Annotated in this window: 25 protein-coding genes; 12 read left to right on the forward strand and 13 right to left on the reverse strand. The window is 59.7% G+C overall.

The features are described from left to right. Positions 1 to 133 precede the first annotated feature (133 nt). Positions 134 to 1,054, forward strand: a complete 921-nt coding sequence (locus HU765_RS05980; RefSeq protein ID WP_186619393.1) for a TauD/TfdA family dioxygenase — start codon at positions 134 to 136, stop codon at positions 1,052 to 1,054. Between the two features lie 107 nt (positions 1,055 to 1,161). On the opposite strand, the gene HU765_RS05985 is transcribed toward HU765_RS05980, so the two are convergent. Both HU765_RS05985 and HU765_RS05990 read right to left on the reverse strand, forming a co-directional pair. Next, a complete protein-coding gene (locus tag HU765_RS05985) occupies positions 1,162 to 2,778 on the reverse strand; it encodes an alkaline phosphatase family protein (RefSeq protein ID WP_186619394.1) in 1,617 nt (538 codons plus the stop codon). 178 nt (positions 2,779 to 2,956) lie between these two features. After that, on the reverse strand, positions 2,957 to 3,901 hold the full coding sequence (locus HU765_RS05990) for a LysR family transcriptional regulator (protein ID WP_186619395.1): 945 nt from the start codon (positions 3,899 to 3,901) through the stop codon (positions 2,957 to 2,959). 165 nt (positions 3,902 to 4,066) lie between these two features. Between HU765_RS05990 and HU765_RS05995 the strand changes: the two genes are divergently transcribed. From HU765_RS05995 to HU765_RS06010, 4 genes are all read left to right on the forward strand, one after another. Further along, positions 4,067 to 6,433, forward strand: coding sequence for a TonB-dependent receptor (locus HU765_RS05995; protein ID WP_186619396.1), 2,367 nt, complete (start codon positions 4,067 to 4,069; stop codon positions 6,431 to 6,433). A gap of 273 nt (positions 6,434 to 6,706) precedes the next feature. Continuing rightward, on the forward strand, positions 6,707 to 7,510 hold the full coding sequence (locus tag HU765_RS06000) for an energy transducer TonB (protein ID WP_186619397.1): 804 nt from the start codon (positions 6,707 to 6,709) through the stop codon (positions 7,508 to 7,510). Positions 7,511 to 7,555: 45 nt separating this feature from the next. Next, positions 7,556 to 8,281: a MotA/TolQ/ExbB proton channel family protein gene (locus tag HU765_RS06005; protein WP_186619398.1), complete on the forward strand. Its 726-nt coding sequence runs from the start codon at positions 7,556 to 7,558 to the stop codon at positions 8,279 to 8,281. A gap of 1 nt (position 8,282) precedes the next feature. Then, positions 8,283 to 8,684, forward strand: coding sequence for a biopolymer transporter ExbD (locus HU765_RS06010; RefSeq protein ID WP_186619399.1), 402 nt, complete (start codon positions 8,283 to 8,285; stop codon positions 8,682 to 8,684). A 70-nt stretch (positions 8,685 to 8,754) separates the two neighbouring features. Here the strand turns inward: HU765_RS06010 and rimK are convergent, their stop codons facing one another. The 3 genes from rimK to HU765_RS06025 are packed head-to-tail and all read right to left on the reverse strand — an operon-like array spanning position 8,755 to position 10,932. Beyond that, positions 8,755 to 9,660, reverse strand: coding sequence for a 30S ribosomal protein S6--L-glutamate ligase (gene rimK / locus HU765_RS06015; protein WP_007949201.1), 906 nt, complete (start codon positions 9,658 to 9,660; stop codon positions 8,755 to 8,757). Beyond that, positions 9,657 to 10,118 carry an ATP-dependent zinc protease gene (locus HU765_RS06020; protein WP_186548710.1) on the reverse strand — a complete coding sequence of 154 codons (462 nt, stop codon included), beginning with the start codon at positions 10,116 to 10,118 and terminating at the stop codon, positions 9,657 to 9,659. The genes rimK and HU765_RS06020 overlap by 4 nt, the downstream gene beginning before the upstream one ends. A gap of 34 nt (positions 10,119 to 10,152) precedes the next feature. Further along, a complete protein-coding gene (locus HU765_RS06025; RefSeq protein ID WP_186619400.1) occupies positions 10,153 to 10,932 on the reverse strand; it encodes an EAL domain-containing protein in 780 nt (259 codons plus the stop codon). Positions 10,933 to 11,048: 116 nt separating this feature from the next. Between HU765_RS06025 and HU765_RS06030 the strand changes: the two genes are divergently transcribed. Beyond that, positions 11,049 to 11,456, forward strand: coding sequence for a S4 domain-containing protein (locus tag HU765_RS06030; RefSeq protein WP_186548552.1), 408 nt, complete (start codon positions 11,049 to 11,051; stop codon positions 11,454 to 11,456). A 154-nt stretch (positions 11,457 to 11,610) separates the two neighbouring features. Here HU765_RS06030 and HU765_RS06035 read toward each other — a convergent pair whose 3' ends face one another. Then, a complete protein-coding gene (locus HU765_RS06035; protein ID WP_186619401.1) occupies positions 11,611 to 12,414 on the reverse strand; it encodes a phosphatase PAP2 family protein in 804 nt (267 codons plus the stop codon). Positions 12,415 to 12,520: 106 nt separating this feature from the next. On the opposite strand from HU765_RS06035, the gene hslO reads away from it, so the two are divergent. Then, positions 12,521 to 13,423, forward strand: coding sequence for an Hsp33 family molecular chaperone HslO (gene hslO / locus HU765_RS06040; RefSeq protein ID WP_186548548.1), 903 nt, complete (start codon positions 12,521 to 12,523; stop codon positions 13,421 to 13,423). A gap of 181 nt (positions 13,424 to 13,604) precedes the next feature. After that, positions 13,605 to 15,146 carry a phosphoenolpyruvate carboxykinase gene (locus HU765_RS06045; protein WP_186619402.1) on the forward strand — a complete coding sequence of 514 codons (1,542 nt, stop codon included), beginning with the start codon at positions 13,605 to 13,607 and terminating at the stop codon, positions 15,144 to 15,146. A 127-nt stretch (positions 15,147 to 15,273) separates the two neighbouring features. On the opposite strand, the gene nadS is transcribed toward HU765_RS06045, so the two are convergent. Next, positions 15,274 to 15,561: a NadS family protein gene (gene nadS / locus HU765_RS06050; RefSeq protein WP_186619403.1), complete on the reverse strand. Its 288-nt coding sequence runs from the start codon at positions 15,559 to 15,561 to the stop codon at positions 15,274 to 15,276. A gap of 2 nt (positions 15,562 to 15,563) precedes the next feature. Further along, positions 15,564 to 15,878, reverse strand: a complete 315-nt coding sequence (locus tag HU765_RS06055; RefSeq protein ID WP_186619404.1) for a type II toxin-antitoxin system RelE/ParE family toxin — start codon at positions 15,876 to 15,878, stop codon at positions 15,564 to 15,566. Between the two features lie 423 nt (positions 15,879 to 16,301). On the opposite strand from HU765_RS06055, the gene HU765_RS06060 reads away from it, so the two are divergent. From HU765_RS06060 to HU765_RS06070, 3 genes are all read left to right on the forward strand, one after another. Then, positions 16,302 to 18,236: an ATP-dependent DNA helicase RecQ gene (locus tag HU765_RS06060; protein WP_186619405.1), complete on the forward strand. Its 1,935-nt coding sequence runs from the start codon at positions 16,302 to 16,304 to the stop codon at positions 18,234 to 18,236. 123 nt (positions 18,237 to 18,359) lie between these two features. After that, entirely contained in the window at positions 18,360 to 19,586 is a 1,227-nt protein-coding gene (locus HU765_RS06065) for a 3-hydroxyacyl-CoA dehydrogenase (protein ID WP_186619406.1), read from the forward strand. A 131-nt stretch (positions 19,587 to 19,717) separates the two neighbouring features. After that, positions 19,718 to 20,149, forward strand: coding sequence for a thioesterase family protein (locus tag HU765_RS06070; RefSeq protein ID WP_186619407.1), 432 nt, complete (start codon positions 19,718 to 19,720; stop codon positions 20,147 to 20,149). Positions 20,150 to 20,200: 51 nt separating this feature from the next. Here HU765_RS06070 and HU765_RS06075 read toward each other — a convergent pair whose 3' ends face one another. The 4 genes from HU765_RS06075 to HU765_RS06090 form a co-directional block, all read right to left on the reverse strand. Continuing rightward, positions 20,201 to 20,686, reverse strand: coding sequence for a glycine zipper domain-containing protein (locus HU765_RS06075; protein ID WP_186548533.1), 486 nt, complete (start codon positions 20,684 to 20,686; stop codon positions 20,201 to 20,203). 332 nt (positions 20,687 to 21,018) lie between these two features. Continuing rightward, positions 21,019 to 23,367, reverse strand: coding sequence for an FdhF/YdeP family oxidoreductase (locus tag HU765_RS06080; protein ID WP_186619408.1), 2,349 nt, complete (start codon positions 23,365 to 23,367; stop codon positions 21,019 to 21,021). Next, the gene (gene fdhD, locus HU765_RS06085; RefSeq protein ID WP_186619409.1) at positions 23,364 to 24,200 is read right to left on the reverse strand and encodes a formate dehydrogenase accessory sulfurtransferase FdhD; all 837 of its coding nucleotides are present in this window, start codon (positions 24,198 to 24,200) and stop codon (positions 23,364 to 23,366) included. The genes HU765_RS06080 and fdhD overlap by 4 nt, the downstream gene beginning before the upstream one ends. 92 nt (positions 24,201 to 24,292) lie before the next feature. Continuing rightward, a complete protein-coding gene (locus tag HU765_RS06090) occupies positions 24,293 to 25,180 on the reverse strand; it encodes a LysR family transcriptional regulator (RefSeq protein WP_186619410.1) in 888 nt (295 codons plus the stop codon). Between the two features lie 137 nt (positions 25,181 to 25,317). Here HU765_RS06090 and lysM point away from each other — a divergent pair, with 137 nt between their 5' ends. Beyond that, entirely contained in the window at positions 25,318 to 25,758 is a 441-nt protein-coding gene (lysM, locus tag HU765_RS06095) for a peptidoglycan-binding protein LysM (RefSeq protein WP_101156843.1), read from the forward strand. Positions 25,759 to 25,908: 150 nt separating this feature from the next. On the opposite strand, the gene yrfG is transcribed toward lysM, so the two are convergent. Next, a complete protein-coding gene (gene yrfG, locus HU765_RS06100; RefSeq protein WP_186619411.1) occupies positions 25,909 to 26,571 on the reverse strand; it encodes a GMP/IMP nucleotidase in 663 nt (220 codons plus the stop codon). Positions 26,572 to 26,584: the final 13 nt, after the last annotated feature.

Consider the following 26,584-nt stretch of genomic DNA (forward strand, 5'->3'; position numbering starts at 1 on the left):
GTTGCTAGAGGTTTTAAATGCAACCTCTTATTCCGTCAACGAAGCATGTAAATATCTATTAGATGTAAATGGAATATAGATAGAGCGTTGTTTCGCTGCCGTTCAACCGCAAGCAGTCGATGAGGGTCTTCCCATGAGCAATGCCGCACTCGCTGTAAAACCCGCTCTCCACACGCTGGACATTCACCCGGTGGCCGGCCGTATCGGCGCCGAGATTCGCGGTGTGCACCTGTCCGGTGAGCTGGACGCGGCCACTGTCGAAGCGATTCAACAGGCGCTGGTCGAATACAAAGTGTTGTTCTTCCGCGAGCAGACTCAGCTCGACGATCAGCGCCAGGAAGCCTTCGCTCATCTGCTCGGCGAGCCGGTGGCGCATCCGACGGTCCCTTCGCGCGAAGGCACGCGTTATCTGCTCGAGCTGGACGGCGCCGAAGGGCAGCGCGCCAACTCCTGGCACACCGACGTGACCTTCGTTGACGCTTACCCGAAAGCCTCGATCCTGCGTTCGGTAGTCGCCCCGGCCTTTGGCGGCGATACCCTTTGGGCGAACACCGCGACGGCGTACAGCGGCTTGCCGAGCGAGTTGCGTGAACTGGCCGACAAACTCGTCGCCGTGCACAGCAACGAATACGACTACGCCAGCGCCAAACCGGATGTATCGGCAGAAAAACTCGAGCGTTATCGCAAGGTGTTCACCTCCACGGTCTACGAGACCGAGCATCCAGTGGTGCGCGTGCACCCCGTCAGCGGCGAAAAAAGCCTGCTGCTGGGGCATTTCGTCAAGCGCATCAAGGGCTATTCGCAGGCGGATTCGGCGCACCTGTTCGGCTTGCTGCAAAGCCATGTGATCCGCCAGGAAAACACCGTGCGCTGGCGCTGGAAGGCTGGTGATGTGGCGATCTGGGATAACCGCTCGACGCAGCATTATGCGATCGATGATTACGGCACCCAGGATCGCGTGGTGCGCCGGGTGACGCTGAAGGGCGAAGTGCCGGTGGGCGTGAATGGGCAGCGCAGTCAGACCATCAAAGGCGCGGATATCGTCGGCGTCTGATCGGGCCTCTTCGCGAGCAGGCTCGCTCCCACAGTGGATTTTTGTCGAACACAACGGATGTGATCGACGCCAAACCCTGTGGGAGCGAGCCTGCTCGCGAAGGACGTTTACCACACGCCGATCTGAACGACCTTCTCGCTTTCAGGCTCACCATAACGAAACCGCTGCCCGCGAAAATCGATCTCTTCATGGCTGATCGTCGTACGCCGCTTCAACCCACGCACCCACTCGAACAGATACCCCAGATGCTCCTCGCGCACCGCCGCATAAGCCGGGTCATCCCCCAGATCGCGCAGCTCCTGCGGATCATTCAGCAGATCAAACAGCTGCGGTCGAAAACCGTCGTACGCCAGGTATTTCCAGCGCTCGCTGCGCACCATGGTCATACGGCAGCGGTCGATTGGCTGGCCGAGGCGTTCGCGCGCCGGGGCCTGGAAGGCGTAGTCGTATTCGCTGATTGCATAGCGGCGCCAACCCGGATTCTCGCCCAGCAGCAGCGGTATCAACGAGCGCCCTTCGAGCCGGTGCTCGGCTCCCGGTAATCCCAGCGCCTGAAGAAATGTCGGCAGCGCGTCTATGGTTTCCACCAAGCGCTCATCGACTGTGCCGCGAGTGACATCCGCCGCTGCCCGCGGATCGCGCACGACCAGCGGCACACCCACTGCCTGTTCCAGCAAAAACTCCTTTTCGCCGAGCCAGTGATCGCCAAGAAAGTCGCCGTGATCGCTGGTGAACACGATCAAGGTGTCCTCCCAGCGCCCGTTGCTCTGCAAAAAATCCAACAGCCTCCCCAACTGATCATCCACTTGCTTGACCAGGCCCATGTAGGTGGGGATTACCTTTAATCGTACTGAATCGCGGGAAAAATTGAGGCTTTCCTCATGCAGGCGAAAGGCAGTGTAGACGGGGTGATTGCTGGCTTCGGAGGGCGTCGCGCGGACCGGTTCGAGAATCGATTTCGTACTGTACAGCGCATGGTACGGCGCCGGTACGATGTAGGGCCAGTGCGGTTTGATGTAGGAAAGGTGTAAACACCACGATTTTTCGCCTTGCTCGGTGATGAAGTCGATGGCGCGATTTGTAGTGTAGACGGTCTCTGAGTGTTGCTCGGGAATACGTGCTGGCAAATTCGCATGACGCATTTTCCAGCCGCTGAGGATTTCGCCATCTTCGCCTTCGGCGGCGTTGGCCCAGTCGTGCCAGGGATTGCGCCCGTCGAAACCGTGGTCGCGCAGATAGTGGGTGTAAGGCGCGGATTCGCGTTTTTCGTCAAACAGCGGATCGTCGGGATAGATGCCGTCATGGCGCATGTACGGTTCAAAACCGACTTCGTTGAGGATGGTGGCTTGATCGCTTCCAGGGTCGATCGCCAGACGCTGCAGGGCGTCGACATTTGCGGTCGCATGGGTCTTGCCGACCAGCGCGGTACGAATCCCGTGGGGACGCAGATAATCGCCAATCGTCAGTTCATCCAATGGCAACGGCACGGCATTCCACGCCACCTGATGGCTGCTGACGTAGCGTCCGGTGTAAGCCGACATCCGCGACGGGCCGCAGATCGTGCCTTGGGTATAAGCGCGGGAAAAGCGCACGCCTTCAGCAGCGAGTCGATCGATGTTGGGCGTGTGCAGATGCGGGTGGCCGTAGCAGGACAGGTAATCGCGGCGCAGTTGATCGCACATGATGTAGAGCACGTTGCGCACGGGATTGGGCGGGGTGGGCATGGGGTTCACCGGTCAATGGGACAGGTGAGGGTTTTCGCTTTCGGTGGGGGTGTTGGGCAAGTGCATTTGGGGAATGAGATTTATGCAGCGATTGCATCAGCCCCTTCGCGAGCAGGCTCGCTCCCACAGAGGTACGCATTTCAAATGTGGGAGCGAGCCTGCTCGCGAAGGGGCCCAATCAGACTGCGAAATTCTCCAACGAACACACCTCCTCATCCATCGCATCAATCGCCTTGATCTGCTCAATCATCGCCTCGGCCAACGGCGACAATCGATACCCCGCGCGGCTGACGATCCCGTAGCGGGTGTACAGCTCCTCAAGATCATCGGCCAGGCCTTCGATCTTCAGGCACACCAGCTCAGCCTTGGCCAGATGCAGCGCATCGGAATAAGCGCCGACAATCCCGATCGCCTCCGAACGCAGCACCACGCTCAGCAGACTGGAGCTGTTTTCGCACTCTACGCTGGGCGTGAAATCCGGGCGGCCGCTGAGGTCGACGATGACCTTGCGCAGGTTCGGCGGACGAATGCTCACTGCCAGTGGATAACTCATCAACTGCTCGGCGCTGACGCGTGCAAACGCCGTCAGCGGATGCCCGGCGCGGCAGCAGAAATGCCATTTGCGCGGCCGCAATCGGTGCGTCAGGTAATCCGGGTCGGCCTCGAATTGCCGGGTGTCGGCGACGAAGAACTCGAACTCTTCGCTCAGCAAGCGTTTGCTCAGGCTCTGCCAGTCATCGACCTGGAACTGCACGCGCGCTTTCGGGTAACGGCCGATGAAGGCGCCAATCGCGCGCGGAATCAATCCGGCTGCCGGCGCCGGCCCACAACCGAAGCGTAATTCTCCGGCTTCAAGCCCATTGAACTTGCTGATCTCGTTGGCCATTTGTTGCGCGCCGCTGACCAGTCGCCGCGCATGTTCGAGCAGCACCTGACCCTGTTTGGTCGGCGGCAATTCCTTGCGCCCACGGTCGACCAACTGGCAGCCAACGCTGTGTTCCAGCGCCTGAATACTGCGGCTGAACGCCGATTGCGACAGGTTCACCGCCTGTGCGCCAGCGACGAAGCTGCGTTGTTCAGCCAGGGCGATGAAGTGACGAAGTTGGCGCAGATCGATATGCATTTTTCACATGGAAAATATCCGGGAAATGCATTGGATATGCATTAGGTCGACTCCTTATAAAGGCAATCTCTTATGCAGTAAATATTTGTAAATCCATAAATAAATAACTCAAAAGAATATGCAGCGCTGAAGATGACTGTGTGTTTTTTGACCAGGAGCCGCGCCATGAGTCCGTTGAACCTCGTGTCACCCCCATCACCCCGACGGCTCAAACGCCTGCCTCTGGCCCTGTTACTGGCAGGCAGCGCCAGTTGGACCCACGGTTATGCTGCCGAGGCCGAAACCCCGCTGCCGGTCCCGGCAGATAAGGCGGCGGCCAACAGTTCGCAACTGGAAACCGTGACCGTCACCACCCGTCGCCGCGAGGAGAGTTCGCAAGACGTACCGACGCCGATGAGCGTGGTCAGCGGGCAGAACCTGGAGGCGCAGCGGGTCTACCGCATTCAGGATTTGCAGCAACTGGTGCCCAGCGTCAATGTGGCCTACATGCACGCGCGCCAGTCCAGCGTGTCGATCCGTGGTCTGGGCAACAACCCGGCAAGTGATGGACTGGAAGGCAGCGTCGGCTTGTACATCGACAACGTTTATCTGGGGCGCCCGGGGATGGCGGTGTTCGATCTGATGGACATCGAACAGCTCGAAGTTCTGCGTGGGCCGCAGGGCACGCTGTTCGGCAAAAACACCACCGCCGGGGTGATCAACATCAGTACCCGCGCGCCCAGTTTCACGCCTGAGCGCAGCATCGAAACATCGGTGGGCGAGGACGGTTATTTTCAGACCAAGGGCACGATTTCCGGGCCGCTCAACGATCAACTGGCCGGACGCTTTTCCGCTTATCGCACGCGCAGTGACGGCGACATCAAAAATGAATACGACGGTCATGACCTCAACGGCGGTTCGCGCGAGGGGTTCCGTGCGCAGTTGCTGTTCAAGCCCAATGAAGATTTCAATCTGCGCTGGATCGGCGATTACAACGAAGAAGATTCCAGTGCAGGCACTCGCGTGCTCTACAACACCGGGTCGACCATCAACGGCGTTAATCTTTATCAGTCGCGGGCCAGCGTGGCCGGGGCGACGCTGGTCAATGGCCGGCACCGCAAGGTCAATCTCGACAACGAGCAGCACGTCACCGTGCATCAGGGCGGCACGTCGGTGGAAGCCAACTGGACGCTGCCGAGCGACTTCACCCTGACCTCGATCAGCTCGTATCGCTTCTGGAATTTCACCCCGCGCAACGACGACGGCCTCAACGTGCCGGCCAGTTACAACGCCGGGGTGTCGGTGGAAGACAAACAGTATTCGCAGGAATTTCGCCTGGCCTCGCCCAAGGGCGAGTTCTTCGATTATGTCGTCGGCGCCTACTATTTCGGCTCGGACCTGGACAACAAATCCTTCGCCTGGTACGGCCCGCAGGCAGATATCTGGAACGGCACGCCGGCAGGCGCCTTGGCCAATGTCACCAGTGTCGGCAATGGGCATATCAAGACCGACAGTTTCGCCCTGTTTGCCCAAGGCACCTGGCACCTGACCGAGCGTCTGGACTTCACCGCCGGGGTGCGTGGCACTTATGAAGAGAAAAACGCCTGGGTCAGCCGCAACGCGCCGGTCGGCGGTGTGGCGGTGGCGGTGGCTGGCGCGGCAGCCAATGCGCGCCGGGGGCGTGCCGGCGCCTACGACTCAGGTGACTTGAATCAGTACAGCTCCAGCCCCTCCGGTCTGCTCAATCTGAGCTATCGCATCACCGACGATGTACTCGGTTACGCCACGCTGTCCCACGGCGAAAAATCCGGTGGGGTCAACCTTGCGGTCGGCTCTGCACCGACTGCTGGCGCCGACTCGCTGTTGATCGGTACCGAACGCGCAAATAACGCCGAACTCGGTTTCAAAAGCACCCTCTGGGATCACCGCCTGCAACTCAACGCCAACGTGTTCTGGACGCAGGTCAACGCCTACCAGACCAACGCCTACGACGCCGCGAACCGCGTGCAGTACCTGACCAACGCCGGTTCCGTGCGCTCGCGCGGCGTCGAGTTCGAAAGCATGGTGGTGCCGCTGCGTGGCCTGACCCTGAATTTCAACGGCTCCTATAACGACGTCAGCTATCTCTCCTACAAAGATGCGCCGTGCCCACCTGAAGTCAGCCAGGCCCCTGGCGCACCGGCCTCCTGCGACCTCAGCGGCCATCAAGTGGTCGGCGCGTCGAAATGGATCGGCAACGCCAACGGCGAATACAAATGGAACCTCGATAACGGCTTCGAGCCTTACGTCACCGGCAGTTATGCGTTCCGCTCCAAAGCGGTGGGCACGGTTGAGGATTCCGATTACGGCCAGATCCCCAGCTACGCCGTGGTCAACTTCTCCACGGGCCTGCGCGGCGATTTCAATCAGGGGCAGTGGGACGTGTCGCTGTGGCTGAAAAACGCCTTCGACAAAACCTACTACACGACCCTTTGGACGGGCGGCAACGGCGGCTATGAAGGCTTGCTGGGCACGCCGCGCACGTTGGGCGTCACCGGCCGCTATGACTTCTGATGAGCGATGCCGGATTTTGATGCCGCGAGTGAATACTTTCGATGCCTGCAAAGCATGCGGTTTTTTAGCCATCGCTGCAGCCCGCGCGGCGTGCGGCTTTGGAAAAAATGACCGGTTTTTTATTCCATAAATGCCTAGCTATAACGTCAAAGGTTACTTTCGGAGATAAGCGAAAGGCCCAATGATCGACTCGTCAATCGACCGTGGGGGATTCAACAAACGGTGGATCGACAGTTTTTGTAGCGAACGCAAAAGACCGCAGGGAGTGAATCAATGGGCAATGTCCAGACCGCCGCCAGCGCAGGGGAATTGCTGTGGCGTCAATCGCCGGTTGGCGAACTGGTCGATCTCGGCCGGCCGCACCGCCTGCCGTTAGGGCAGTTGCGTTTGCAGCGTGCGCCCAAGGGGACTTTGAGCCGGCGCGAAACCATTTTGCTTGGCGTGCTGGCGCTGCTGGTGCATGGCGCGGTGATCTACTGGATCAGCCAGAAACCGACACCGGTGCTACCCGTCGTGCCGCCGGAAATTCCACCGATGACTATCGAATTTTCACGCCCGGCACCACCAGCGCCTCCGGCCGTCGTGCCGCCACCGGCGCCTGTGGTCGAGCCGCCAGCGCCGGTAGAAGACGAACTGGCGGTGAAGCCACCGCCCAAACCAGCCCCGAAACCCAAACCGGTGATCAAGGCTGCACCAAAACCGGCGCCCAAAGCAGTCGAGCAACCGCCAGCACCACCGAAACCTGCCGCCCCGGTCGCCGCGCCAGCGCCACCCGCAGCTCCGGCGCCTGCACCGGTCACGCCGGCTTCGGCCAGTGCCGCCTACCTGAAAAACCCGGCACCGGAATATCCAGCGCTGGCTCAGCGACGAGGCTGGGAAGGCACGGTGTTATTGCGCGTGCAGGTATTGGCCAGCGGCAAACCGGGCGAGATCCAGATTCAGAAAAGCAGTGGCCGGCAACAGCTCGACGACGCCGCACTGAACGCGGTCAAGCGTTGGAGTTTTGTCCCGGCCAAGCAAGGTGATGTCGCCCAGAACGGCTGGGTCAGCGTGCCCATCGATTTCAAGATTCATTAAACCGAAACCAAATTCGCGCGAAATGTTTACACGAGGGAACACATCATGACGTTACTGGCATCTCCACTGGAATCCATCGAAAGCGCGGTGATCTGGCTGCTGGTGGTTTTTTCCGTCGCCACCTGGGGTCTGGCATTGCTCAAGGCTGTGCAGTTCGGGCGCCTGAAAGCGCAGGACCGCCAGTTCCACAAGCGCTTCTGGGCGGCGTCGAGTCTGGACGCTGCCGCCGAGCTGAGCGAAACCCGGCCCGGCGCCGCGGCACGGGTGGCTCAGGCCGGGTATGCGGCGATACAGGTGGGCGAGGCGCCGCAGACCAGTGATCTGAGCCAGGCGATCAACCATCAGGATCGCCTGGAACGCGCCTTGCGCCAGCAGATCGTGCGTGAGCGACGTTCGCTGGAAACTGGTCTGGCAGTCGTCGCAAGTATTGGCAGCACCTCGCCGTTCATTGGTCTGTTCGGCACGGTATGGGGAATCATGGAGGCATTGAAGGGCATCAGCGCGGCCGGTTCGGCGAGCCTCGAGACCGTGGCCGGCCCGATCGGTGCGGCACTGGTTGCGACCGGTGTGGGTATCGCCGTCGCGGTGCCGGCGGTGCTGGTTTACAACTACTTTTTACGGCGTTTGAAACTGACCGCGGCGGATCTTGATGACTTCGCCCATGACTTCTACAGCCTGGCGCAGAAGAGTGCATTCAGGGTGCTGATCCACCCGACTGCGCACAAGGTTGCAGCGCCGGGCAACGCAACGAAAGTGAAGGAGGCGTCCTGATATGGCCTTCTCCACGCAAGACAGCGACGAGGTGCTTAGCGAGATCAACGTGACGCCGTTAGTGGACGTGATGCTGGTGCTGCTGGTGGTGTTTATCGTCACCGCGCCGCTGCTGACCAATGCGATACCGATCAACTTGCCGAAGACCGAGGCGGTCGCGCCGGTTGAGCAAAAGGACCCGCTGGTGGTGAGCATTGACGCTGCCGGCAAGCTGTTTATCAACAAGGATGAGATTCAGCCGGACTTGTTGGAGTTGAGTCTCCAGTCGGCGAAGGCCAAGGACCCGCAAGTGCGCGTGCAGTTGCAGGCCGATGACGGGGTGAACTACGGCGAAGTGGCGCGAGCCATGGCTTCGATCGAGCGCGCCGGGATCACCAAGTTGTCGGTGATTACTGCGCGGTAACAGGATTGACGATTTTCCGGGGCCGTCTCCTTGGCAGGGTGCGGCCCTTTTTTTATCTGTTTGCCAGACCTCAGCCCTTGCCCTTGGTGCGCGTCATGTTTGGCCCGCCATTCTTCTCCAGGTGTTCGATGATGATCCCCGCCACATTCTTCCCGGTGGTGGTCTCGATCCCTTCCAGGCCCGGCGACGAATTCACTTCCATGACCAGCGGCCCGTGATTGGAGCGCAGGATATCCACCCCCGCCACCGCCAGCCCCATGACCTTGGCTGCGCGCAACGCAGTCATGCGTTCTTCCGGGGTAATCTTGATCAGACTGGCGCTGCCGCCACGGTGCAGGTTGGAGCGGAATTCACCCGGTTTGGCCTGACGTTTCATCGCCGCGATCACCTTGTCGCCGACGACGAAGCAACGGATGTCCGCACCGCCAGCTTCCTTGATGTATTCCTGGACCATGATGTTCTGCTTCAGGCCCATGAAGGCCTCGATCACTGACTCTGCCGCCGTCGCGGTTTCGCACAGCACCACGCCGATGCCTTGGGTGCCTTCCAGCACTTTGATCACCAGCGGTGCGCCGTTGACCATGTCGATCAGGTCGGGAATATCGTCCGGCGAGTGGGCAAAACCGGTTACCGGCAGACCGATGCCGCGGCGCGACAGCAGTTGCAGCGAACGCAATTTGTCCCGTGAGCGGGCGATGGCCACCGACTCGTTGAGCGGGAACACCCCCATCATTTCGAACTGGCGCAACACCGCGCAGCCATAAAACGTCACCGATGCACCGATCCGCGGAATCACCGCGTCGAAACCTTCCAGCGGTTTGCCGCGGTAGTGGATCTGCGGCTTGTGGCTGGCGATGTTCATGTAGGCGCGCAAGGTGTCGATCACCACCATTTCATGCCCGCGCTCGGTTCCGGCTTCAACCAGACGGCGGGTGGAATACAGACGCGGGTTTCGCGACAGCACAGCGATCTTCATGCAACACCTGTGGAAAAGGTAGATACCGGGAACACCGGCTTGTCTTGTACATATTTGATGCCCGGATTGACCACCAACTGACCATCGATCAAGGCTTTGGAACCCAGCAGCAGGCGATAGCGCATGGACTTGCGGCAGGCAAGGGTGAACTCGACCGGCCAGACCCGGTCGCCGAGGGCCAGGGTGGTGCTGATCACGTAGCGCACTTGCGCGTGGCCGTTGGAGCTTTTAATGGTCTTGCGCGTGACCAGCGGCGCTTCGCAACGCCGGTGACGCAATTGCACCACCGTGCCCAGATGCGCGGTGAAGCGCACCCACTTTTCGCCGTCGCGCTCGAACGGCTCGATGTCAGTGGCGTGCAGGCTGGAGGTACTGGCACCGGTGTCGATCTTCGCGCGCAGACCGGCGACTCCCAGACCCGGGAGCGCCACCCACTCGCGCAGACCGACAACGGTCAAATGATCAAATGTCTTCAATGAAAATAACCAACGGTTAACGCGTCCAGGCCTCGGATGGCACTTGGGCCAAGGCTTTGAATGCAGGTTTGGCGAACCAGTAACCCTGCATCAGAAATATTCCACAGTCCGCCAGAAAATCCCGTTCCCCGGCGCTCTCGATGCCTTCGGCAATGACTGTAACGTCCAACTCCGCACAGATTGTGACAATCCCCCGTACGATCGCCTGGCGGACACGGTCGTGATCGACATTGCGAATCAGCGCCATGTCGAGTTTGATCAGGTCCGGTTGGAAATCAGCCAGCAGATTGAGCCCCGAATAACCGGCACCGAAATCGTCGATGGCGGTCTTGAAGCCGAATTCGCGGTATTCACGCAGAATATTGGTCAAATGGCGATAATTATCTACATGCTCGCTTTCCACGCTTTCGAAAATCAGTCGGTTGATCGGAAAGTTGTGTTTTCTGGCGGCCTCCAGCGTGCTGCGGATGCACAGCTCTGGACGGTAGACGGCGTTGGGCAAAAAGTTGATCGACAAGTGTGTCTGCATATTAAGACTGGCCGCACCTTCGATGGCGCGGGTCCGGCAGAGCTGGTCGAAACGGTAGCGGTTGTCTTCTGTAACCTGATTTAACACCGACAGTGCGCCTTCGCCCGCCACGCCCCGGACCAATGCCTCATGGGCAAATACGGACTGGTCGCGCAGGTCAACGATAGGTTGATAGGCGAAGGCGAAATCGAAGTGCAGTGGCTCGCTTTCCTGGCAGCCTTGGCAGCCGTATTTGGGCGAGGTTAAGGAAGAAGGAAATCGGGTCACTTGGTCACTCCAGGCCGCTCAGGCGGCGAAGATCACAGTTTATCTGGAGGGCTGGATTGTTGCGCCCGCCAGAAACGGTAGTACAGTTCCGACTACTGGCTGACTGAGGAATTCATATGGCGCAAAAACAGGAGGAGGACGACAAGGTCCGTCTCGACAAATGGTTATGGGCGGCGCGTTTTTATAAAACCCGTGCCTTGGCCAAAGCGGCGATAGAAAGTGGCAAGGTGCACTGTCGCGGCGAGCGCTGCAAACCGGGCAAAGAACCGCGCATCGGTGATGAGTTCGAGATTCGTACAGGTTTCGACGTGCGCACGGTGAGGGTCGAAGCCTTGTCGATCGTACGACGCGGCGCACCTGAGGCGCAGACGTTGTATTGCGAGACTGAGGCGAGCGTTGCCAAACGTGAAGCGGCTGCGGCGATGCGCAAGGCCGGATCTTTGGGCGTGAGCACCGATGGCAAGCCGAGCAAGAAGCAGCGGCGCGACTTGTTCAAGTTTCGTGGCAACAGCCACGACGATTAAGCGCTGAACGCAAGTTGTGGCGAGGGAGCTTGCTCCCGCCGGCGGCCGAAGGACGCCCTGTGCGGTCGGGCAGTGTTTGCAAACCACAAGCGCATCGTCCGGTTAGCGACTGCTGCGCAGCCGAGCGGGAGCAAGCTCCCTCGCCACAGGTTTGTCAGTTTGCGCGGGACACCACGCTCATCCGCGACACCATCGGCAACTTGCCCATCAGGGCGAAAATCGGTGCGGTCAGCTTCAAGCATAAGTTCGAAGCATGATAGGCAAACGGCGTGTAATAACCCCAACCCAACGCCCATACCGCCAGCAGCACACCGCCGATGTAATCGTCCTGACCCCAATGCGCGCCGGCCACCAGACGCGGCAGCATGAACAGCAGCGCCAAGCCCCAGACCGTCAGAAATTGCGCAACAGTGCGGCTGAACACGCCCATGAACAGCGCCCAGATCAACAGCACCGAAGCGTGATCGCCGGGGAAACTCTGGCCCGAGCGGTCTTTCAATTCCCAGGTTTTTTCCAGGTGGGGAAAGTAGTCGCTGAGGTGCACGGCGCCCTCAATCACCATTGAGGGACTGCTGTGCTGCCAGCCCATGTGATCGGCGAATCTGGAAAACAGCGCGCGAATCACCACCATCAACAGCAGGATCGAGAAAAAACCGAAGAATGCGCGACGTACATCAATCGACCGGAATACCCAGTCGCCCTTGATCAGCAGTGACAGCAGGATCAACCCGACAACGATGTCGAACGGACGCAGACTTGCAATTGCCCAGATGTGGAGCCATATCGGGTGGCTGGCCAATGGCATATTGAGCGAGCGGAACAGCCATTCGTCGAAAACCACACACAGCAGCTGGCCCGTAGGCCATAACCAGAAAGCCAGCAGCGCCAGTGGCACTACGTTGCACAGAACCAGCCGGCCGAGGTTCCACCTTGATTGGAACAAACCCGGATTGTTCATAAAATGCCTCCCATGGCGAAAAAGCGCCGGCGCCAAAAAAAGTGCCAGCAAGCGCAAATTTTCACGTTTTGTAACCATTTTGTCATCACTTCAGATACCCAGACCTATGACCGACCTAGCGGATACCGATTTCACTCAACGCTTCATCTTCGATGACAGCGACACTCGCGGCGAACTGGTGGCGCTGGAGCGCAGCTACGCCGAAGTCCTCGCCAAACACCCGTACCCGGAGCCGGTCGCGCAGTTGCTCGGCGAACTGATGGCGGCGGCTTCGTTGCTGGTCGGCACGCTCAAGTTCGATGGCTTGCTGATTTTGCAGGCGCGCTCCGAGGGCCCGATCCCGATGCTGATGATCGAATGTTCCAGCGAGCGCGAGATCCGCGGCCTGGCGCGCTACAACGCCGAGCAGATTGCTGCGGACGCCACCCTCAGCGATCTGATGCCTGACGGCGTTCTGGCGCTGACCGTCGATCCGACTGTGGGGCAGCGCTATCAAGGCATCGTCGACCTTGACGGCGAAACCCTGTCCGACTGCTTCACCAACTACTTCGTCATGTCGCAGCAGGTTGGCACCCGTTTCAAGCTGTACGCCGATGGCCGTCGCGCCCGGGGCATGCTGTTGCAGCAACTGCCGGCCGATCGCCTGAAAGACGAAGAAGATCGCGCCGCGAGCTGGCAGCACATCACCGCGCTGGCCAGCACGCTGGCGGCCGATGAACTATTGAGTCTGGACAACGAAACGGTGCTGCACCGTCTTTACCATGAAGAGCAGGTTCGCCTGTTTGATGTGCAGCATCTGCGCTTCAATTGCAGCTGTTCCCGGGAACGCTCCGGCAATGCGCTGGTCAGTCTTGGGCTGGAAGACGCGCAGGCACTGGTCGCTGAACAGGGTGGCAAAATCGAGATCGATTGCCAGTTTTGCAATGAGCGTTACGAGTTTGATGCCGCCGATATCGCTCAATTGTTTGCTGGCGCGGGTGTCGACACGCCGTCAGATACCCGGCACTAAAACGGTTCAGCGCAGGTAAATTCACTGCGTAATGACGGAATATCGCCGTTACGACGGGAGGACCCTACTCTTTTTGGGCTTTTCTGGCATAATCCGGCCCACTTTTTTCGCGGTAGTAGTGCACGACTTTCTACTACAAAACGTTTGGAGCACACTCGGCCACTGGCCGACGGGGAACCTCATGACGCAAGCCAATAACGCCGTGTACACCGATCTGAGTGTTGATGATCTGGTAAAAGAAGCCCTGCAACGCGGTGAGGGCGAGCTTGCCGATACCGGCGCTCTGGTTGTTCGCACTGGTCACCGTACCGGTCGTTCGCCAGTCGATCGTTTCATCGTTGAAGAGCCTTCCACTCAGGCCGCTATCGCCTGGGGCCCGATCAACCGCAAGTTCCCGGCCGACAAGTTCGATGCCTTGTGGAGCCGCGTTGAAGCCTTCAACAACGCGCAAGAGCACTTCGTTTCCCACGTGCATGTAGGCGCGGCCGAAGATCACTACCTGGCCGTGAAAATGACCACGCAGACTGCCTGGCAGAACCTGTTCGGTCGTTGCCTGTTCATCAACCCGGCCCAGTACAACCCGGCTGGCCGTGAAGAGTGGCAAGTGCTTAACGTCGCCAACTTCGAGTGCGTGCCTGAGCGTGACGGCACCAATTCCGACGGTTGCGTGATCATCAACTTCGCGCAGAAGAAAGTGCTGATCGCCGGCATGCGTTACGCCGGTGAAATGAAGAAAGCCATGTTCTCGGTGCAGAACTTCCTGCTGCCGGCCGCTGACGTGCTGCCAATGCACTGCGCTGCCAACATCGGCGAAGAGGGCGACGTGACCCTGTTCTTCGGTCTGTCGGGTACCGGTAAAACCACCCTGTCAGCCGACGAAAGCCGTTACCTGATCGGTGACGACGAACACGGCTGGGGCGAAGGCGTTGTCTTCAACATCGAAGGCGGCTGCTATGCCAAGTGCATCGACCTGTCCGAGAAGAACGAGCCAGTCATCTGGAAAGCCATCAAGCACGGCGCCGTGCTGGAAAACGTTGTCATCGACGATGCCAAGCACGCCGACTACACCGATGTCAGCCTGACCCAAAACAGCCGCGCCGCGTACCCGCTGGAGCACGTTGCCAAGCGTTCCGAGAAGAACCTGGGCGGCGAGCCAAACGCAGTGATCTTCCTGACCTGCGACCTGACCGGCGTACTGCCACCTGTGTCGATCCTCAACGAAGAGCAAGCGGCCTACCACTTCCTGTCCGGCTACACCGCACTGGTGGGCTCAACTGAAATGGGTTCGGGCAGCGGCATCAAGTCGACGTTCTCCACCTGCTTCGGCGCACCGTTCTTCCCGCGTCCGGCCGGTGAATACGCCGAGCTGCTGATCAAGCGCATCCGCGGCTTCGGCTCCAAGGTTTACCTGGTCAACACCGGCTGGACCGGCGGCGGCTACGGTGTCGGCCAGCGCTTCAACATCCCGACCACTCGCGCAGTGATCGCAGCGATCCAGAGCGGCGCGCTGATCGGTGCCGCCACCGAGCACCTCGACACCATCAACCTCGACGTGCCACTGGCCGTACCGGGCGTTGACACCAACCTGCTCAACCCACGTAACACTTGGGCTGACAAGGCGGCGTACGACGAGGCGGCGAAAGCACTGGCCGGTCTGTTCATCGAGAACTTCAAGAAGTTTGAAGTGAGCGACGCGATCAAGGCTGCTGGGCCGACGTTGTAAGCATTGGTTTGCAGCAAATAAAAAACCGCCCTTTTGGGGCGGTTTTTTTTAATTCTCGATTTTAAGTCTGACCGAACCCCGCTGGCGTCAATGGCTAAGCGTTGCTGTCGACGTTTGTCTGTAGTGTTCAGTCAGCCAGTGCACTCAGTACGTGTACAGGGTCGTTGTGAATAGCCTTGAGCAGCGCTTTAGCCGGCCCCGTTGGCTGCCGGCGACCTTGTTCCCAATTACGCAACGTTCCCAACTGGACATCGATCAAAGCCGCGAATTTTGCCTGGGTCATGCCCGTGGCTTTACGGATCTCTTTGATTTGTAATGCATCCACATAAAATTCGCGGGAAGGTTTCCTCTCGCCCCGCAGGATTTCATCCATTTCCTGCACGCTTTCCATCAGCTCATCAAAAAACTTGCTCATGGTTATCTCCAGTTTCCGATCATTGCCTTCAATACTTTTCGCTCGTCATATGTAAGGTCGTGTTGCTCATTTTTTGGATAAATCATCAAGAGAGCGATCTGTGACGCAGAGATGAAATGGTAGTAGATCACCCGTGCGCCACCTCGCTTGCCGTGGCCTTTGGAGGCGACTCGTGCTTTGCGTATCCCTCCGGACCCTTCGATTACGTCGCCGATAGACGGGTTTACAACCAACTGCTTCTGGAAGGCGGCATAAGTATCGTCGTCCAGAAGCGCTATGACTCGGCGGGTGAAGACTGAGGTCTCAATGAAAATCATCGTCAATGTACGCCAGTGACTTACTTGCAGGCAATGCTGAGTTCAATTTCAGGCCCTAGACGGCGCATCTGTCGCCACTACCGTGGCAAGTTCCGGCAGGCCATCGGGGACCGGCATGCACCCACCTAGCAGCAGGGACCCAATGAGGAGAATGAGGGGCAACTTCAGTGTGTTCGACATGACCATTCCTTTGTGTGATTGCACGCGCATCGGCCTTTATGTCGCGGTACGGGTGCCTGAGCGGGAACGTTAACGCGAGACTGGAAAACATCGCGATAAACAAAACCTGGCGTGTGTTTCAGGCCATGACCTGGGTGTCTGGGCTGTATCATCCCGTATCGATTTGCCCCGCAACCTTTTCTCGACTCGCTGTGATCGCCCGCTAGGCTGTTGGCATGACAGCGGTCAAAGGAGTGACAGCGAATGCACAACACCCTGGAACAGGTTTTTGGTTATCCACAGTTTCGGCCCGGCCAGGAAACGGCCATCACTGCAGTACTGGCCGGGCGTTCGGCGGCGGCGATTTTCCCCACCGGTTCCGGTAAGTCTCTTTGCTACCAGCTGCCCGCGCTTTTACTGCCACACCTGACGCTGGTGGTCTCGCCGCTGCTGGCCTTGATGCAGGATCAGCTGGCCTTCCTCAAGCGCCACGGCATTTCGGCGGGCAGTATTGATTCGGCACAGAGCCGTGAGGATGCCAACGAGGTCATGGCCCGTGCGCGTTCTGGCGAGTTGAAGATTCTGATGATTTCCGTGGAGCGCCTGAAAAACGAGCGCTTCCGTAACTTTTTGCAGCAGGTGCCGATTTCGCTATTGGTCGTGGATGAGGCGCACTGCATCTCGGAGTGGGGTCATAACTTCCGTCCCGACTACCTCAAACTGCCGGACTACCAGCGCCAGTTCAACATTGCGCAGGCCTTGCTGCTCACCGCCACGGCCACGCCGAAAGTCATCGCCGACATGCAGAGCAAATTCGCCATCGCCCCTGAGGACGTGGTGACCACCGGTTTCTATCGGCCCAATCTGAATCTGCTGGTGGAGCCGGTACGTGGCCAGGACAAGCGCCGGCGGCTGGTCGAGTGGATGGCCGAGCGCCCCGGGCAACCGAGCATTGTCTACGTCACGTTGCAGAAAACCGCCGAACACATCGCCGAGCACCTGGAACGTAACGGCATCCAGGCCGAGGCTTATCACGCCGGTCTGCCCCACGATCGGCGAGAAGGCATTCAGCAGCGCTTCATGGCCGGACGGTCGAACTGCATCGTCGCCACCATTGCTTTCGGTATGGGCATCGACAAGAGCGACATCCGCAACGTCGTGCATTTCGATTTGCCCAAGTCCATTGAAAACTACAGTCAGGAGATCGGCCGCGCCGGGCGCGACGGGCAGCCTTCGGATTGCCTGGTGCTGGCCAACCGCGACAGCCTCAATGTGCTGGAAAACTTCGTTTACGGCGATACGCCCGAGCGCGACGGCATTCGTTATGTTCTCGACGAACTGAAAGCTTCGGTGCCGGAAGGACAATGGGAGTTTCTGCTCGGACCGCTGGCGGATCAAAGCAATATTCGCGCGTTGCCGCTGAAGACGTTGTTGGTGCAACTGGAGCTGCGCGGTCTGATCGCTCCGCGTTACGCCTACTACGTCGAGTACCGCTTCAAATATTTGCTGGAACCTGAAGCACTGCTCCAGCGCTTCGAAGGCGAGCGCAGGGATTTCGTCGCGGCGATCATCCAGACGTCACCGCGCGCACGAACCTGGGCCACGGTGAATTTCGAGGCCATGTATACGCAGTATTCCGCCGAGCGCAATCGCGTGGTGACGGCGCTCGATTACTTTCAGGAAAAAGGCTGGGTCGAGCTTGAAAGCAAGCAAATGACCGAGGTTTACAGCCTGCTGCACAGCGACTTCGACAGCGATGCCCTGAGCGCTGAGCTGCACGAGTATTTCTCCCGGCACGAACAGACCGAAGTGGCGCGGATTCACGCCATGCTTGAGGTGTTCGCCACTGAACGCTGCCTGGGTTATCGCCTGGCCGAGTATTTCGGTGATCACCATGCCCCTGAGCGTTGTGGCCATTGTTCGGTGTGTCATGGCCAGGTCGCACGATTGCCGGAGCCGCCAGCGTTGCCAGCGCTTGTGGATAAAAACTTTGCGGCGTTGTGTGGGGACTTTATCCACAAGCATGAACAGCACACGGGCAGCGTTCCGACGGCTGAACGCCTGACGCGGTTCCTGTGCGGTATCAGCGTACCGTTGTTCACCAGGCTCAAGGCACGGGCGATCCCGGGGTATGCAGCGCTGGAGGAATATCCCTACGCGCAGGTGCGTCATTGGGCTGAGGACCATTTGCTCGATTAACGAGGAGTTCGTGAGCGCTGCATCCATCCGCTGAATGTCGCTCATCACGCTAATAAACTTCAAAAACCGCGACGGGCTGACTATGGTTGGGATCTGTCTTCGGATCGCCAACAAGAGAACAACATGAGCCAGACATCCTTCGATATTCAGCAGGCTGCCGTGATCGGCGCGGGCACCATGGGCCGGGGCATTGTCATGTGCCTGGCCAATGCCGGCGTGGCTGTGCAGTGGGTCGACAACAATCCACAGATGCTCGAGCAAGCGCTCGACAGCGTGGCCGAGACTTACGCCCACAACGTGCGACAGGGGCGGATCGATCAGGCCGAGGCCGATGCGCGTATGGCTCGGGTCAGTGCAGCGGCGGATTACTCGGCAATCCGCAACGTCGACCTGGTGATCGAAGCGGTGTACGAAAACCTTGAGCTCAAGCAAAAGATCTTTCGTGAACTGGATGGCCTGCTCAAGCCCGAAGCGCTGCTGGCGAGCAACACCTCGGCGCTGGACATCGATGCTATCGCGGCGGCTACGCGGCGCCCGACACAGGTGTTGGGTCTGCATTTCTTCAGCCCGGCGCACATCATGAAACTGCTGGAAATCGTGCGCGGTGCGCAAACTTCACCGGCAGCGCTGGAAGCTGCCTTGGCGTTAGGCAAACGCATGGGCAAAGTCAGTGTCGTGTCGGGCAACTGCCACGGTTTTATCGGCAACCGCATGCTGCATCCGTATGTTCTGGAGGCACGCAAGATGCTGCTTGAAGGCGCTTTTCCACATCAGGTTGACGCGGCGCTGCAGGGTTTCGGTTTTGCCATGGGCCCGTTTCGGATGTACGACGTGGTGGGCATCGATCTGGAATGGCGCGCTCGCGAGCTGGCCGGCAAAGGGCAGCAGGCGCCGGAAGTACAGGTCGATAACCGCTTGTGCGAAATGGGCCGTTTTGGTCAGAAATCCGGCAATGGCTACTACCACTATGAGCCGGGCAGCCGGCAGGCCGAGCATGATCCTGAGGTGGATGCGCTGGTATTACGCATCAGCGAGGAACTGGGTTTTCAGCGCCGCGAGATCGGGCCTGACGAGATTCTGGAGCGCTGCCTGCTGGCCCTGGTCAACGAAGGCGCGAAGATTCTCCAGGAAGGCATTGCCGGGTCGGCCCATGACATCGATCTGGTGTATCTGAACGGCTATGGGTTTCCCGCCGACAAGGGCGGGCCGATGGCCTGGGCGGACCGGCAAGGGCTGGCCGCTATTCATCAGCGCTTGCTGGCGCTGGAGACGCGGCAGGGCGATCAGTGGCAGCCGGCGCGGTTGATCGGCGATTTGGCAGCGCAGGGGAAAGGGTTTGCTGAGCGTTGACACTGCTCGTCCATGCTGACGTCTTCGCGAGCAGGTTGGCCTATTCCATTGTGGGAGCGAGCCTGCTCGCGAAAGCCATATCCGGGTTATGAATTAGACTCGCCGAAAATACTCTTGGGAATTGCCGATCAATGTCCAACCCGACGCCTCAACGCACCGACTACCCGCACTTCCAGTCCATCACCACACGCTGGCACGACAACGACGCTTACGGTCATGTAAATAACGTCACCTATTACAGTTTCTTCGACACGGCGGTAAACACCTACCTGATCCAGGTCGGTGGTCTGGATATCCATGACGGTGAGGTGGTGGGATTTGTGGTCAGTTCGGCGTGCGATTACTTCGCTTCGATCGCTTTCCCGGATCTGATCGAGGTCGGTTTGCGGGTAGGCAAGCTGGGCAACAGCTCGGTGCAGTACGAACTGGCGGTTTTCAAGGTGGGCGAAAGCGAAGCGTGTGCGGCGGGGCGGTTCGTGCATGTGTTTGTGGATCGTGCGAGTAATCAGCCTGTGCCGATTCCTGCCGGGTTGCGCGGGGCGTTGGAGCGTTTGGTTATCTAGCCGAAAAAAAATCGCAGCCCTGGGGCTGCGATTTCTATTCAAGCCTTCGCCTTAATCGTGGCGATAGTGCTTGTGGTGCTTGCGATGGCCGTAAGCGTGACCACGACCTGGATGGCCACGGTCGCGGTAGTAGCGACGATCGTCATAGCGGCGATCGTAGTGACGATCATCGTCGTCGCTCTTGTTGCCCATGTAGTTACCCAGCGCGCCACCCGCGCCGCCGCCTGCGGCGGAGCCGATCAGGCTGCCGGTGGTGCCGCCCAGGCTGCGGCCAACCACGTTACCGCCCGCTGCACCCAGTGCACCGCCGATGGCGGCTTCGCCACGGCTGCGTTTGTCTGCGCCGACTGCGCTACCACCCGCGCCGCCCAGGGCTGCGCCGATAGTGGAACCTGTGTTGCCGCCTAACGACTGACCGACGACCGAGCCAAGAACCCCGCCCAATGCGCCGCCCACACCTGCTTCGGTGGTGCCTCCGGCAGAAGCTAAGCCACTGACCAGGCCAAGGGACAACAAGAGAATCGAGGAGAACTTCATAGAGGATGAGCCTCAAAGGGATGACGGCGCCGATCCTGAGGCTCTGCAAGGGGCGTGACAATCAAAATCCGACGAATAACACGACTTGTATACAATATTGCAAGTTACTGTTTTTTCACCGGAACTTAACCGGTTTTCGCCGGTCTTTAGCTACTTCGGACAGGCCGTTTTTATGCAAAAACGGCCTTTTTTGTGGGCGGTCGAAAAGTGGCTGAGCTTAGAAATTTATCGCCTGAATCGACGCCTTCGCGAGCAAGCTCGCTCCCACATTGAAACGCATTCCAACGGTGGGAGCGAGCCTGCTCGCGAAGGGGCCGGATCCGGCACCGCTATTAAGCGGATTTAGCCATGATCAACCCCGTCTCACTCGCCGCTTCCAGCCGGATCGCAATGAATTTGGAAGTCGGCGTATGGCTGCCGTCCCCGGTGCTTTCCAGCGGCACCAGCGGATTGACTTCCGGATAGTACGCCGCCGCTTGTCCTGCGGGAATATCGAACGCCAACAATGTAAAACCTTTCACCCGGCGCTCACGTCCATCGTCCCACAGCGACACGATGTCGGCCTTCTGCCCGGGCCGGAAGCCCAGGCGGATGATGTCGGCCTCGTTGACAAACAACACGTCACGCTGGCCCTTCACTCCGCGATAACGGTCGTCGAGACCGTAAATCGTGGTGTTGTACTGGTCGTGTGAACGCATCGATTGCAGGATCAGATCCGGCAATTGCCCGGTGGCGCGGGTGCGTTCGTGGACCAGGTCTTTTGGCAGCTGATTGGCGCGGAAGTTGGCGCGGCCCGAGGGCGTGTTCCACTTGCGTGCACCGGCCGAGTTGCCCAGGTAGAAGCCGCCCGGGTTTTTGATCTTTTCGTTGAAGTCTTTGAAGTTCGGGATCGTGTCGGCGATCAGTTCGCGAATGCGCCCGTAATCGGCCACCAGCCAGTTCCAGTCTACCGGCTTGCTGCCCAGTGTCGCGGCGGCGATGCCGGCGATGATCGACGGCTCCGAGCGCATCTGGTTCGACAGCGGCTGCAACTGGCCATTGGAAGCGTGCACCATGCTGAACGAATCTTCGACGGTGACCGCTTGCGGGCCTTCGCTCTGGATGTCGATGTCGGTCCGTCCCAGGCACGGCAGGATCAGCGCATCTTTACCGTGAGCCAGGTGACTGCGGTTGAGTTTGGTGCTGATTTGCACGGTCAGGTCGCAATTGCTCAATGCTGCGAAAGTGCGCGGACTGTCCGGCGTGGCCTGGGCAAAGTTGCCGCCCAGACCGATGAAGACTTTGGCGCGACCCTCGGCCATCGCATGGATCGCCTCGACCACGTTGTGACCGTTGTGGCGCGGCACCTTGAACTGAAAGCGCCGCTCCAGCGAATCGAGGAATGCCACCGGCGGACGCTCGTTGATGCCCATGGTGCGGTCGCCCTGCACGTTGCTGTGGCCGCGCACCGGGCACAGACCGGCACCCGGCTTGCCGATGTTGCCGCGCAGCAGCATCAGGTTGGCGATTTCTTGAATGGTCGGCACCGAGTGGCGATGCTGGGTGATACCCATCGCCCAGCACATGATCACGTTCTTGCCTTTGGCGTACATGCGCGCGGCTTGCTCGATTTCGACCAGCGTCAGGCCGGACTGCTCAACGATCTGCTCCCACGGTGTGTCATCGACCACCCCGAGGTACTCCAGCACGTTGGTACTGTGGGCATTAAGGAAATCGTGATCGAACACCGCCGGCTCGCCGGCCTTCTGCGCGTCGCGCTCCCATTGCAGGAGGAACTTGGCCATGCCGCGCAATACCGCCATGTCGCCGCCGAGGGCCGGGCGGAAATACGCAGTGTTGGTCGGCTTGTCACCGTTGGTGAGCATTTCGATCGGGTGCTGCGGATGCTGGAAGCGCTCCAGGCCGCGCTCTTTCAGCGGATTGACACACACCACCTGAGCGCCACGCTTGACCGCTTCACGCAGAGGTTCAAGCATCCGCGGATGGTTGGTACCGGGGTTCTGGCCCCAGACGAAAATCGCATCGGCGTGTTCGAAATCATCGAAGGTCACCGTGCCTTTACCAACCCCGACGCTCTGCGCCAACGCCACGCCGCTGGCCTCGTGGCACATGTTCGAGCAATCCGGGAAGTTGTTGGTACCGAAGGCGCGTACGAATAATTGGTAGAGATAAGCCGCTTCGTTGCTGGCGCGCCCCGAGGTGTAAAACTCGGCTTGGTCCGGACTCGACAGGCTCTGCAGATGCCTGCCGATCATGGCGAAGGCATCGTCCCAACTGATCGGTTTATAGCGATCGGTCTCGGCGTCATACACCATCGGCTCGGTCAGACGGCCCTGGTATTCAAGCCAGTAATCGCTCTGCTCCAGCAGCGACGTAACACTGTGCTTGGCGAAGAATTTGCCATCCACACGGCGCTTGGTCGCTTCCCAGTTAACCGCTTTGGCGCCGTTCTCGCAGAACTTGACCATGCCGCTTTCCGGCGAATCGCCCCAGGCGCAACCCGGGCAGTCGAAACCGCCGTTCTGGTTGGTCTTGAGCATCATGCGCAAGTTCTTCAGGGCATTGTCGCTGGTCAACCAGGCCTGGGCCACACTGATCAGGGCGCCCCAGCCGCCGGCGGCGCCTTTGTACGGCTTGTAACGCGGGACAGGTTTCTGGTCGGCTTGATGATGTTGGCTCACGCTTGATTCTCCATCGCGGGGCTGTACACCCGCGGCGCACTTTTCTGCGGCAGGTGGATGAGATTGAGGTTGTGGCGCCTGGCCCATTGCACGGCAAGGCCCGTGGGTGCGGACAGGCTGACCAATGTCTGGATGCCGGCACGCAACACTTTCTGAATCAGTTCGAGGCTGCAACGGCTGGTGACGATCGCCAGCCCGCCTGTTGTGCAAATCTTCTGGCGGATCAGCCCGCCGATCAGCTTGTCGAGGGCGTTATGCCGACCGATGTCTTCGCGGCCCAGCAGCAGTTCTCCGCTGGCGTTCATGAACACCGCCGCGTGTACCGCGCCGCAATGCTGGCCGAGCGGCTGGAAGGCGCCGATGCGTTGGCGCAGACCATCCAGCCATTCGATCGGCGGCAACGCCGCGCCAGGCAACACCTTGAGATCAGGGAGGGCCTGCTCGACGGCTTCTACACCGCACAGACCGCAACCGCTGGTGCCGGCCAACTGGCGACGTTGTTGCTTGAGGTTCCAGAACGCGCGGTTGGCGATGGTCACTTGGGCGTATTGCGCCGAGCCGGCAGCGGTCAGTTGCAGGTCGTAGATATCGCTGGCGTGTTCAATGATGCCGCTGCCGAGACTGAAGCCGACGATGAAATCTTCAAGGTCGGTCGGCGTCACCAGCATCACGGCCTGGCTGATGCCGTTGTAGGCAATCGCCAACGCGACTTCCTCGGCGAGCGCAGTGCTGGCCAATTCCTCGCGAGGCAAATCGCTGTAACTGTACGTCTGGCTGGCGGTCGCGGGCGTTTCGAGTGCAGGCGCCGCGCAGGCTGGGCGCTTGGCGTTCATGGCATCACCGACGGTTTGATCAACGTTAAGACTAGGCGCGGCAAGATGTCGCGTCTAATCGCTATTACCGATCTACCGATAGATGCCGTCGATCAAGTGTCTTCGGGCAATTTCTGGTACAGCGCGAAACAGGCTTCCGCCAGCGCCGAACGCGGCGCGCCGCGGCGCATGATCAGGCCCAGCGGGGCGAGGGTGCGGGCGTTTTCGATCGGGTGCAGACGCAGGTGATCGGCCAGCGTTTCCGCACCGCCATCCAGCGGCATGATCGCGCAGCAGAAACCGCCGTGTACCGCTTGCAGCAATTGATGGACGGCGTCGGTTTGCAGCAGCGGTTGCGGCGTCAGACCACGGCTGTGGAAGTTGTGGTCGATGGACTGGCGAAAGTGCATGCCGCTGGTGAGCATGCACAGCGGCAATTCAATCAGCGCCTCCCAGCTCAGCGGCGCCTCGCCAAACGTGAAGGAGCGCTCATCGTAGAGCAAACCCATGCGGGTCTCGGCGAACGCCAGCGACTCGAACCGCTCATTGTCCAGACGCTCCAGATACGACACACCGATATCGATGCGGTTGTTCGCCAGATGTTCAAGCACCTGCTCGGAGCTCAGTGACGACAGCTCGAAGCGCAGCTCCGGGTGCGCGGCGTGCAAACGCTGCATCAGCGGCAACGGATCGAAACTCGACAGCGGCACCACGCCCAGACGCAGCGTACCGATCAGGTTACCGCGGCACGCCGCCGCCTCGGCCTGCAAGCCGTCGTACGCCGCCAGCACCGTGCGCGCCCAGGCCAATACGCGCTCGCCCGGTGCGGTAAAACCTTCGAAGCGCTGGCCACGGTTGACCAACGGCAGGTCCAGCTCCTCTTCGAGGCTGCGCAGGCGCATCGACAAGGTCGGCTGGGTGATGTGACAACGCGCGGCGGCCTGGCCGAAATGGCGGGTTTCGTCGAGGGCGATGAGGAATTTCAGCTGCTTGATGTCCATCTTCGCTCCGGGCGGTTGGCGGGGTGCGACGATTCTACCGCCTGCGGCGCGGCAGCGTCATTGGTCGGACTGGAACCGGGATTGTCTGGGGTGGTCTAGGCTTGGACGTCTGGAACCCAAATCAAGGAGTGTGCGCTATGAGTCTTTTGAGCTTTGTGAAAGAAGCCGGTGAAAAGCTGATCGATCTGCTGACCCCAGGCAATGCCAACGCTAGCGAGCAATTGAAGGAACATATCAGCAAGGTCGGGCTCGGCAATCCCAACGTGCAGGCGACCGTGGATGGCGACAAGGTAACGGTGACAGGTGAGGTCGCGAGCCAGGAGGAGAAGGAGAAGATTCTGCTCGCGGTCGGCAATATTGCTGGCGTAGGCAGTGTGGATGATCAGATCACCGTGACCGGACCGGTGGTGGTGGCAGCCGAATTTGTCGAGGTCAAAGCAGGTGACACACTCAGCGCAATTTCACTGCGCGTCTACGGTAACGCCAACCAGTACGAGAAGATTTTCGAAGCCAACAAACCGATGCTCAAGGATGTGAACAAGATCTACCCGGGGCAAAAGCTGCGTATTCCGAAGTAGTTCGCAACCCTGTGGCGAGGGAGCTTGCTCCCGCTGGGCTGCGCAGCAGCCCCAGACCGGCAGACGCGGATTGTCTGACATCGCGTTTTTCGGGTTTCGGGAGTCCTTCGGCCTCCAGCGGGAGCAAGCTCCCTCGCCACAGTTCGGCGTTTATAAACCGGCAATCAGATCGCGATAATCCTCCACCGCAGCAAATTCCGCCGTGTCCTTCGGCCCCTTGCGGCTGTCCGGCTCTTTCACCGCGAGCAAATGCGCCACGCCAAAATCCCTCGCGCTGCGCAGGATCGGCAAGGTGTCGTCGATAAACAGGCTGCGCGCCGGATCAAAACCGATGTCGGCCTGCAGGGCATCCCAGAACTGCGGATTTTCTTTCGGATAACCATAATCATGCGAGCTGATCAGCCGTTCGAAGTACGGCGCCAGTTCGATTCTTTCCAGCTTGAGCGACAGCGAATCGCGGTGCGCGTTGGTGATCATGATCACCCTTTTGCCGGCACGCTTGATCGCGTCGAGAAAGGTGTCGGCATCCGGGCGCAGGGCAATCAAGTGCGCGGTCTCCTGTTTCAGCTCGCGCACCGACAGCTTCAGTTCCGCACTCCAGAAATCCAGGCAATACCACTGCAACTGGCCGGCGTGGCGCTCGAACAGCGGCTGCAACTCCATCTCGGCCATGGCCCGGCTGACGCCGTGCAGTTCGGCATAGCGCTGGGGCAGATGTTCCAGCCAGAAGTGGTTGTCGAAGTGCAGATCCAGCAACGTACCGTCCATGTCCAGCAGAACGGTATCGATGTCGGACCACGGTAATGAAGGCATGGCAACGTCTCGA

The sequence above is a fragment of the Pseudomonas sp. SWRI81 genome (genome assembly GCF_014268545.1).
GTDB classification, from domain to species: Bacteria; Pseudomonadota; Gammaproteobacteria; order Pseudomonadales; family Pseudomonadaceae; genus Aquipseudomonas; species Aquipseudomonas hamedanensis.

Bases quoted from the DNA above. Each gene is read 5' to 3' on its own strand.
- HU765_RS06060 (WP_186619405.1), top strand. From the start codon at position 16,302: ATGCACAACACCCTGGAACAGGTTTTTGGTTATCCACAGTTTCGGCCC.
- rimK (WP_007949201.1), bottom strand. From the start codon at position 9,660: ATGAAGATCGCTGTGCTGTCGCGAAACCCGCGTCTGTATTCCACCCGC.
- nadS (WP_186619403.1), bottom strand. From the start codon at position 15,561: ATGAGCAAGTTTTTTGATGAGCTGATGGAAAGCGTGCAGGAAATGGAT.
- HU765_RS06010 (WP_186619399.1), top strand. From the start codon at position 8,283: ATGGCCTTCTCCACGCAAGACAGCGACGAGGTGCTTAGCGAGATCAAC.
- HU765_RS05995 (WP_186619396.1), top strand. From the start codon at position 4,067: ATGAGTCCGTTGAACCTCGTGTCACCCCCATCACCCCGACGGCTCAAA.
- HU765_RS06000 (WP_186619397.1), top strand. From the start codon at position 6,707: ATGGGCAATGTCCAGACCGCCGCCAGCGCAGGGGAATTGCTGTGGCGT.
- lysM (WP_101156843.1), top strand. From the start codon at position 25,318: ATGAGTCTTTTGAGCTTTGTGAAAGAAGCCGGTGAAAAGCTGATCGAT.
- hslO (WP_186548548.1), top strand. From the start codon at position 12,521: ATGACCGACCTAGCGGATACCGATTTCACTCAACGCTTCATCTTCGAT.
- yrfG (WP_186619411.1), bottom strand. From the start codon at position 26,571: ATGCCTTCATTACCGTGGTCCGACATCGATACCGTTCTGCTGGACATG.
- HU765_RS06070 (WP_186619407.1), top strand. From the start codon at position 19,718: ATGTCCAACCCGACGCCTCAACGCACCGACTACCCGCACTTCCAGTCC.
- HU765_RS06055 (WP_186619404.1), bottom strand. From the start codon at position 15,878: ATGATTTTCATTGAGACCTCAGTCTTCACCCGCCGAGTCATAGCGCTT.
- HU765_RS06005 (WP_186619398.1), top strand. From the start codon at position 7,556: ATGACGTTACTGGCATCTCCACTGGAATCCATCGAAAGCGCGGTGATC.
- HU765_RS05980 (WP_186619393.1), top strand. From the start codon at position 134: ATGAGCAATGCCGCACTCGCTGTAAAACCCGCTCTCCACACGCTGGAC.
- HU765_RS06030 (WP_186548552.1), top strand. From the start codon at position 11,049: ATGGCGCAAAAACAGGAGGAGGACGACAAGGTCCGTCTCGACAAATGG.
- fdhD (WP_186619409.1), bottom strand. From the start codon at position 24,200: ATGAACGCCAAGCGCCCAGCCTGCGCGGCGCCTGCACTCGAAACGCCC.
- HU765_RS06065 (WP_186619406.1), top strand. From the start codon at position 18,360: ATGAGCCAGACATCCTTCGATATTCAGCAGGCTGCCGTGATCGGCGCG.
- HU765_RS05985 (WP_186619394.1), bottom strand. From the start codon at position 2,778: ATGCCCACCCCGCCCAATCCCGTGCGCAACGTGCTCTACATCATGTGC.
- HU765_RS05990 (WP_186619395.1), bottom strand. From the start codon at position 3,901: ATGCATATCGATCTGCGCCAACTTCGTCACTTCATCGCCCTGGCTGAA.
- HU765_RS06090 (WP_186619410.1), bottom strand. From the start codon at position 25,180: ATGGACATCAAGCAGCTGAAATTCCTCATCGCCCTCGACGAAACCCGC.
- HU765_RS06045 (WP_186619402.1), top strand. From the start codon at position 13,605: ATGACGCAAGCCAATAACGCCGTGTACACCGATCTGAGTGTTGATGAT.
- HU765_RS06035 (WP_186619401.1), bottom strand. From the start codon at position 12,414: ATGAACAATCCGGGTTTGTTCCAATCAAGGTGGAACCTCGGCCGGCTG.
- HU765_RS06075 (WP_186548533.1), bottom strand. From the start codon at position 20,686: ATGAAGTTCTCCTCGATTCTCTTGTTGTCCCTTGGCCTGGTCAGTGGC.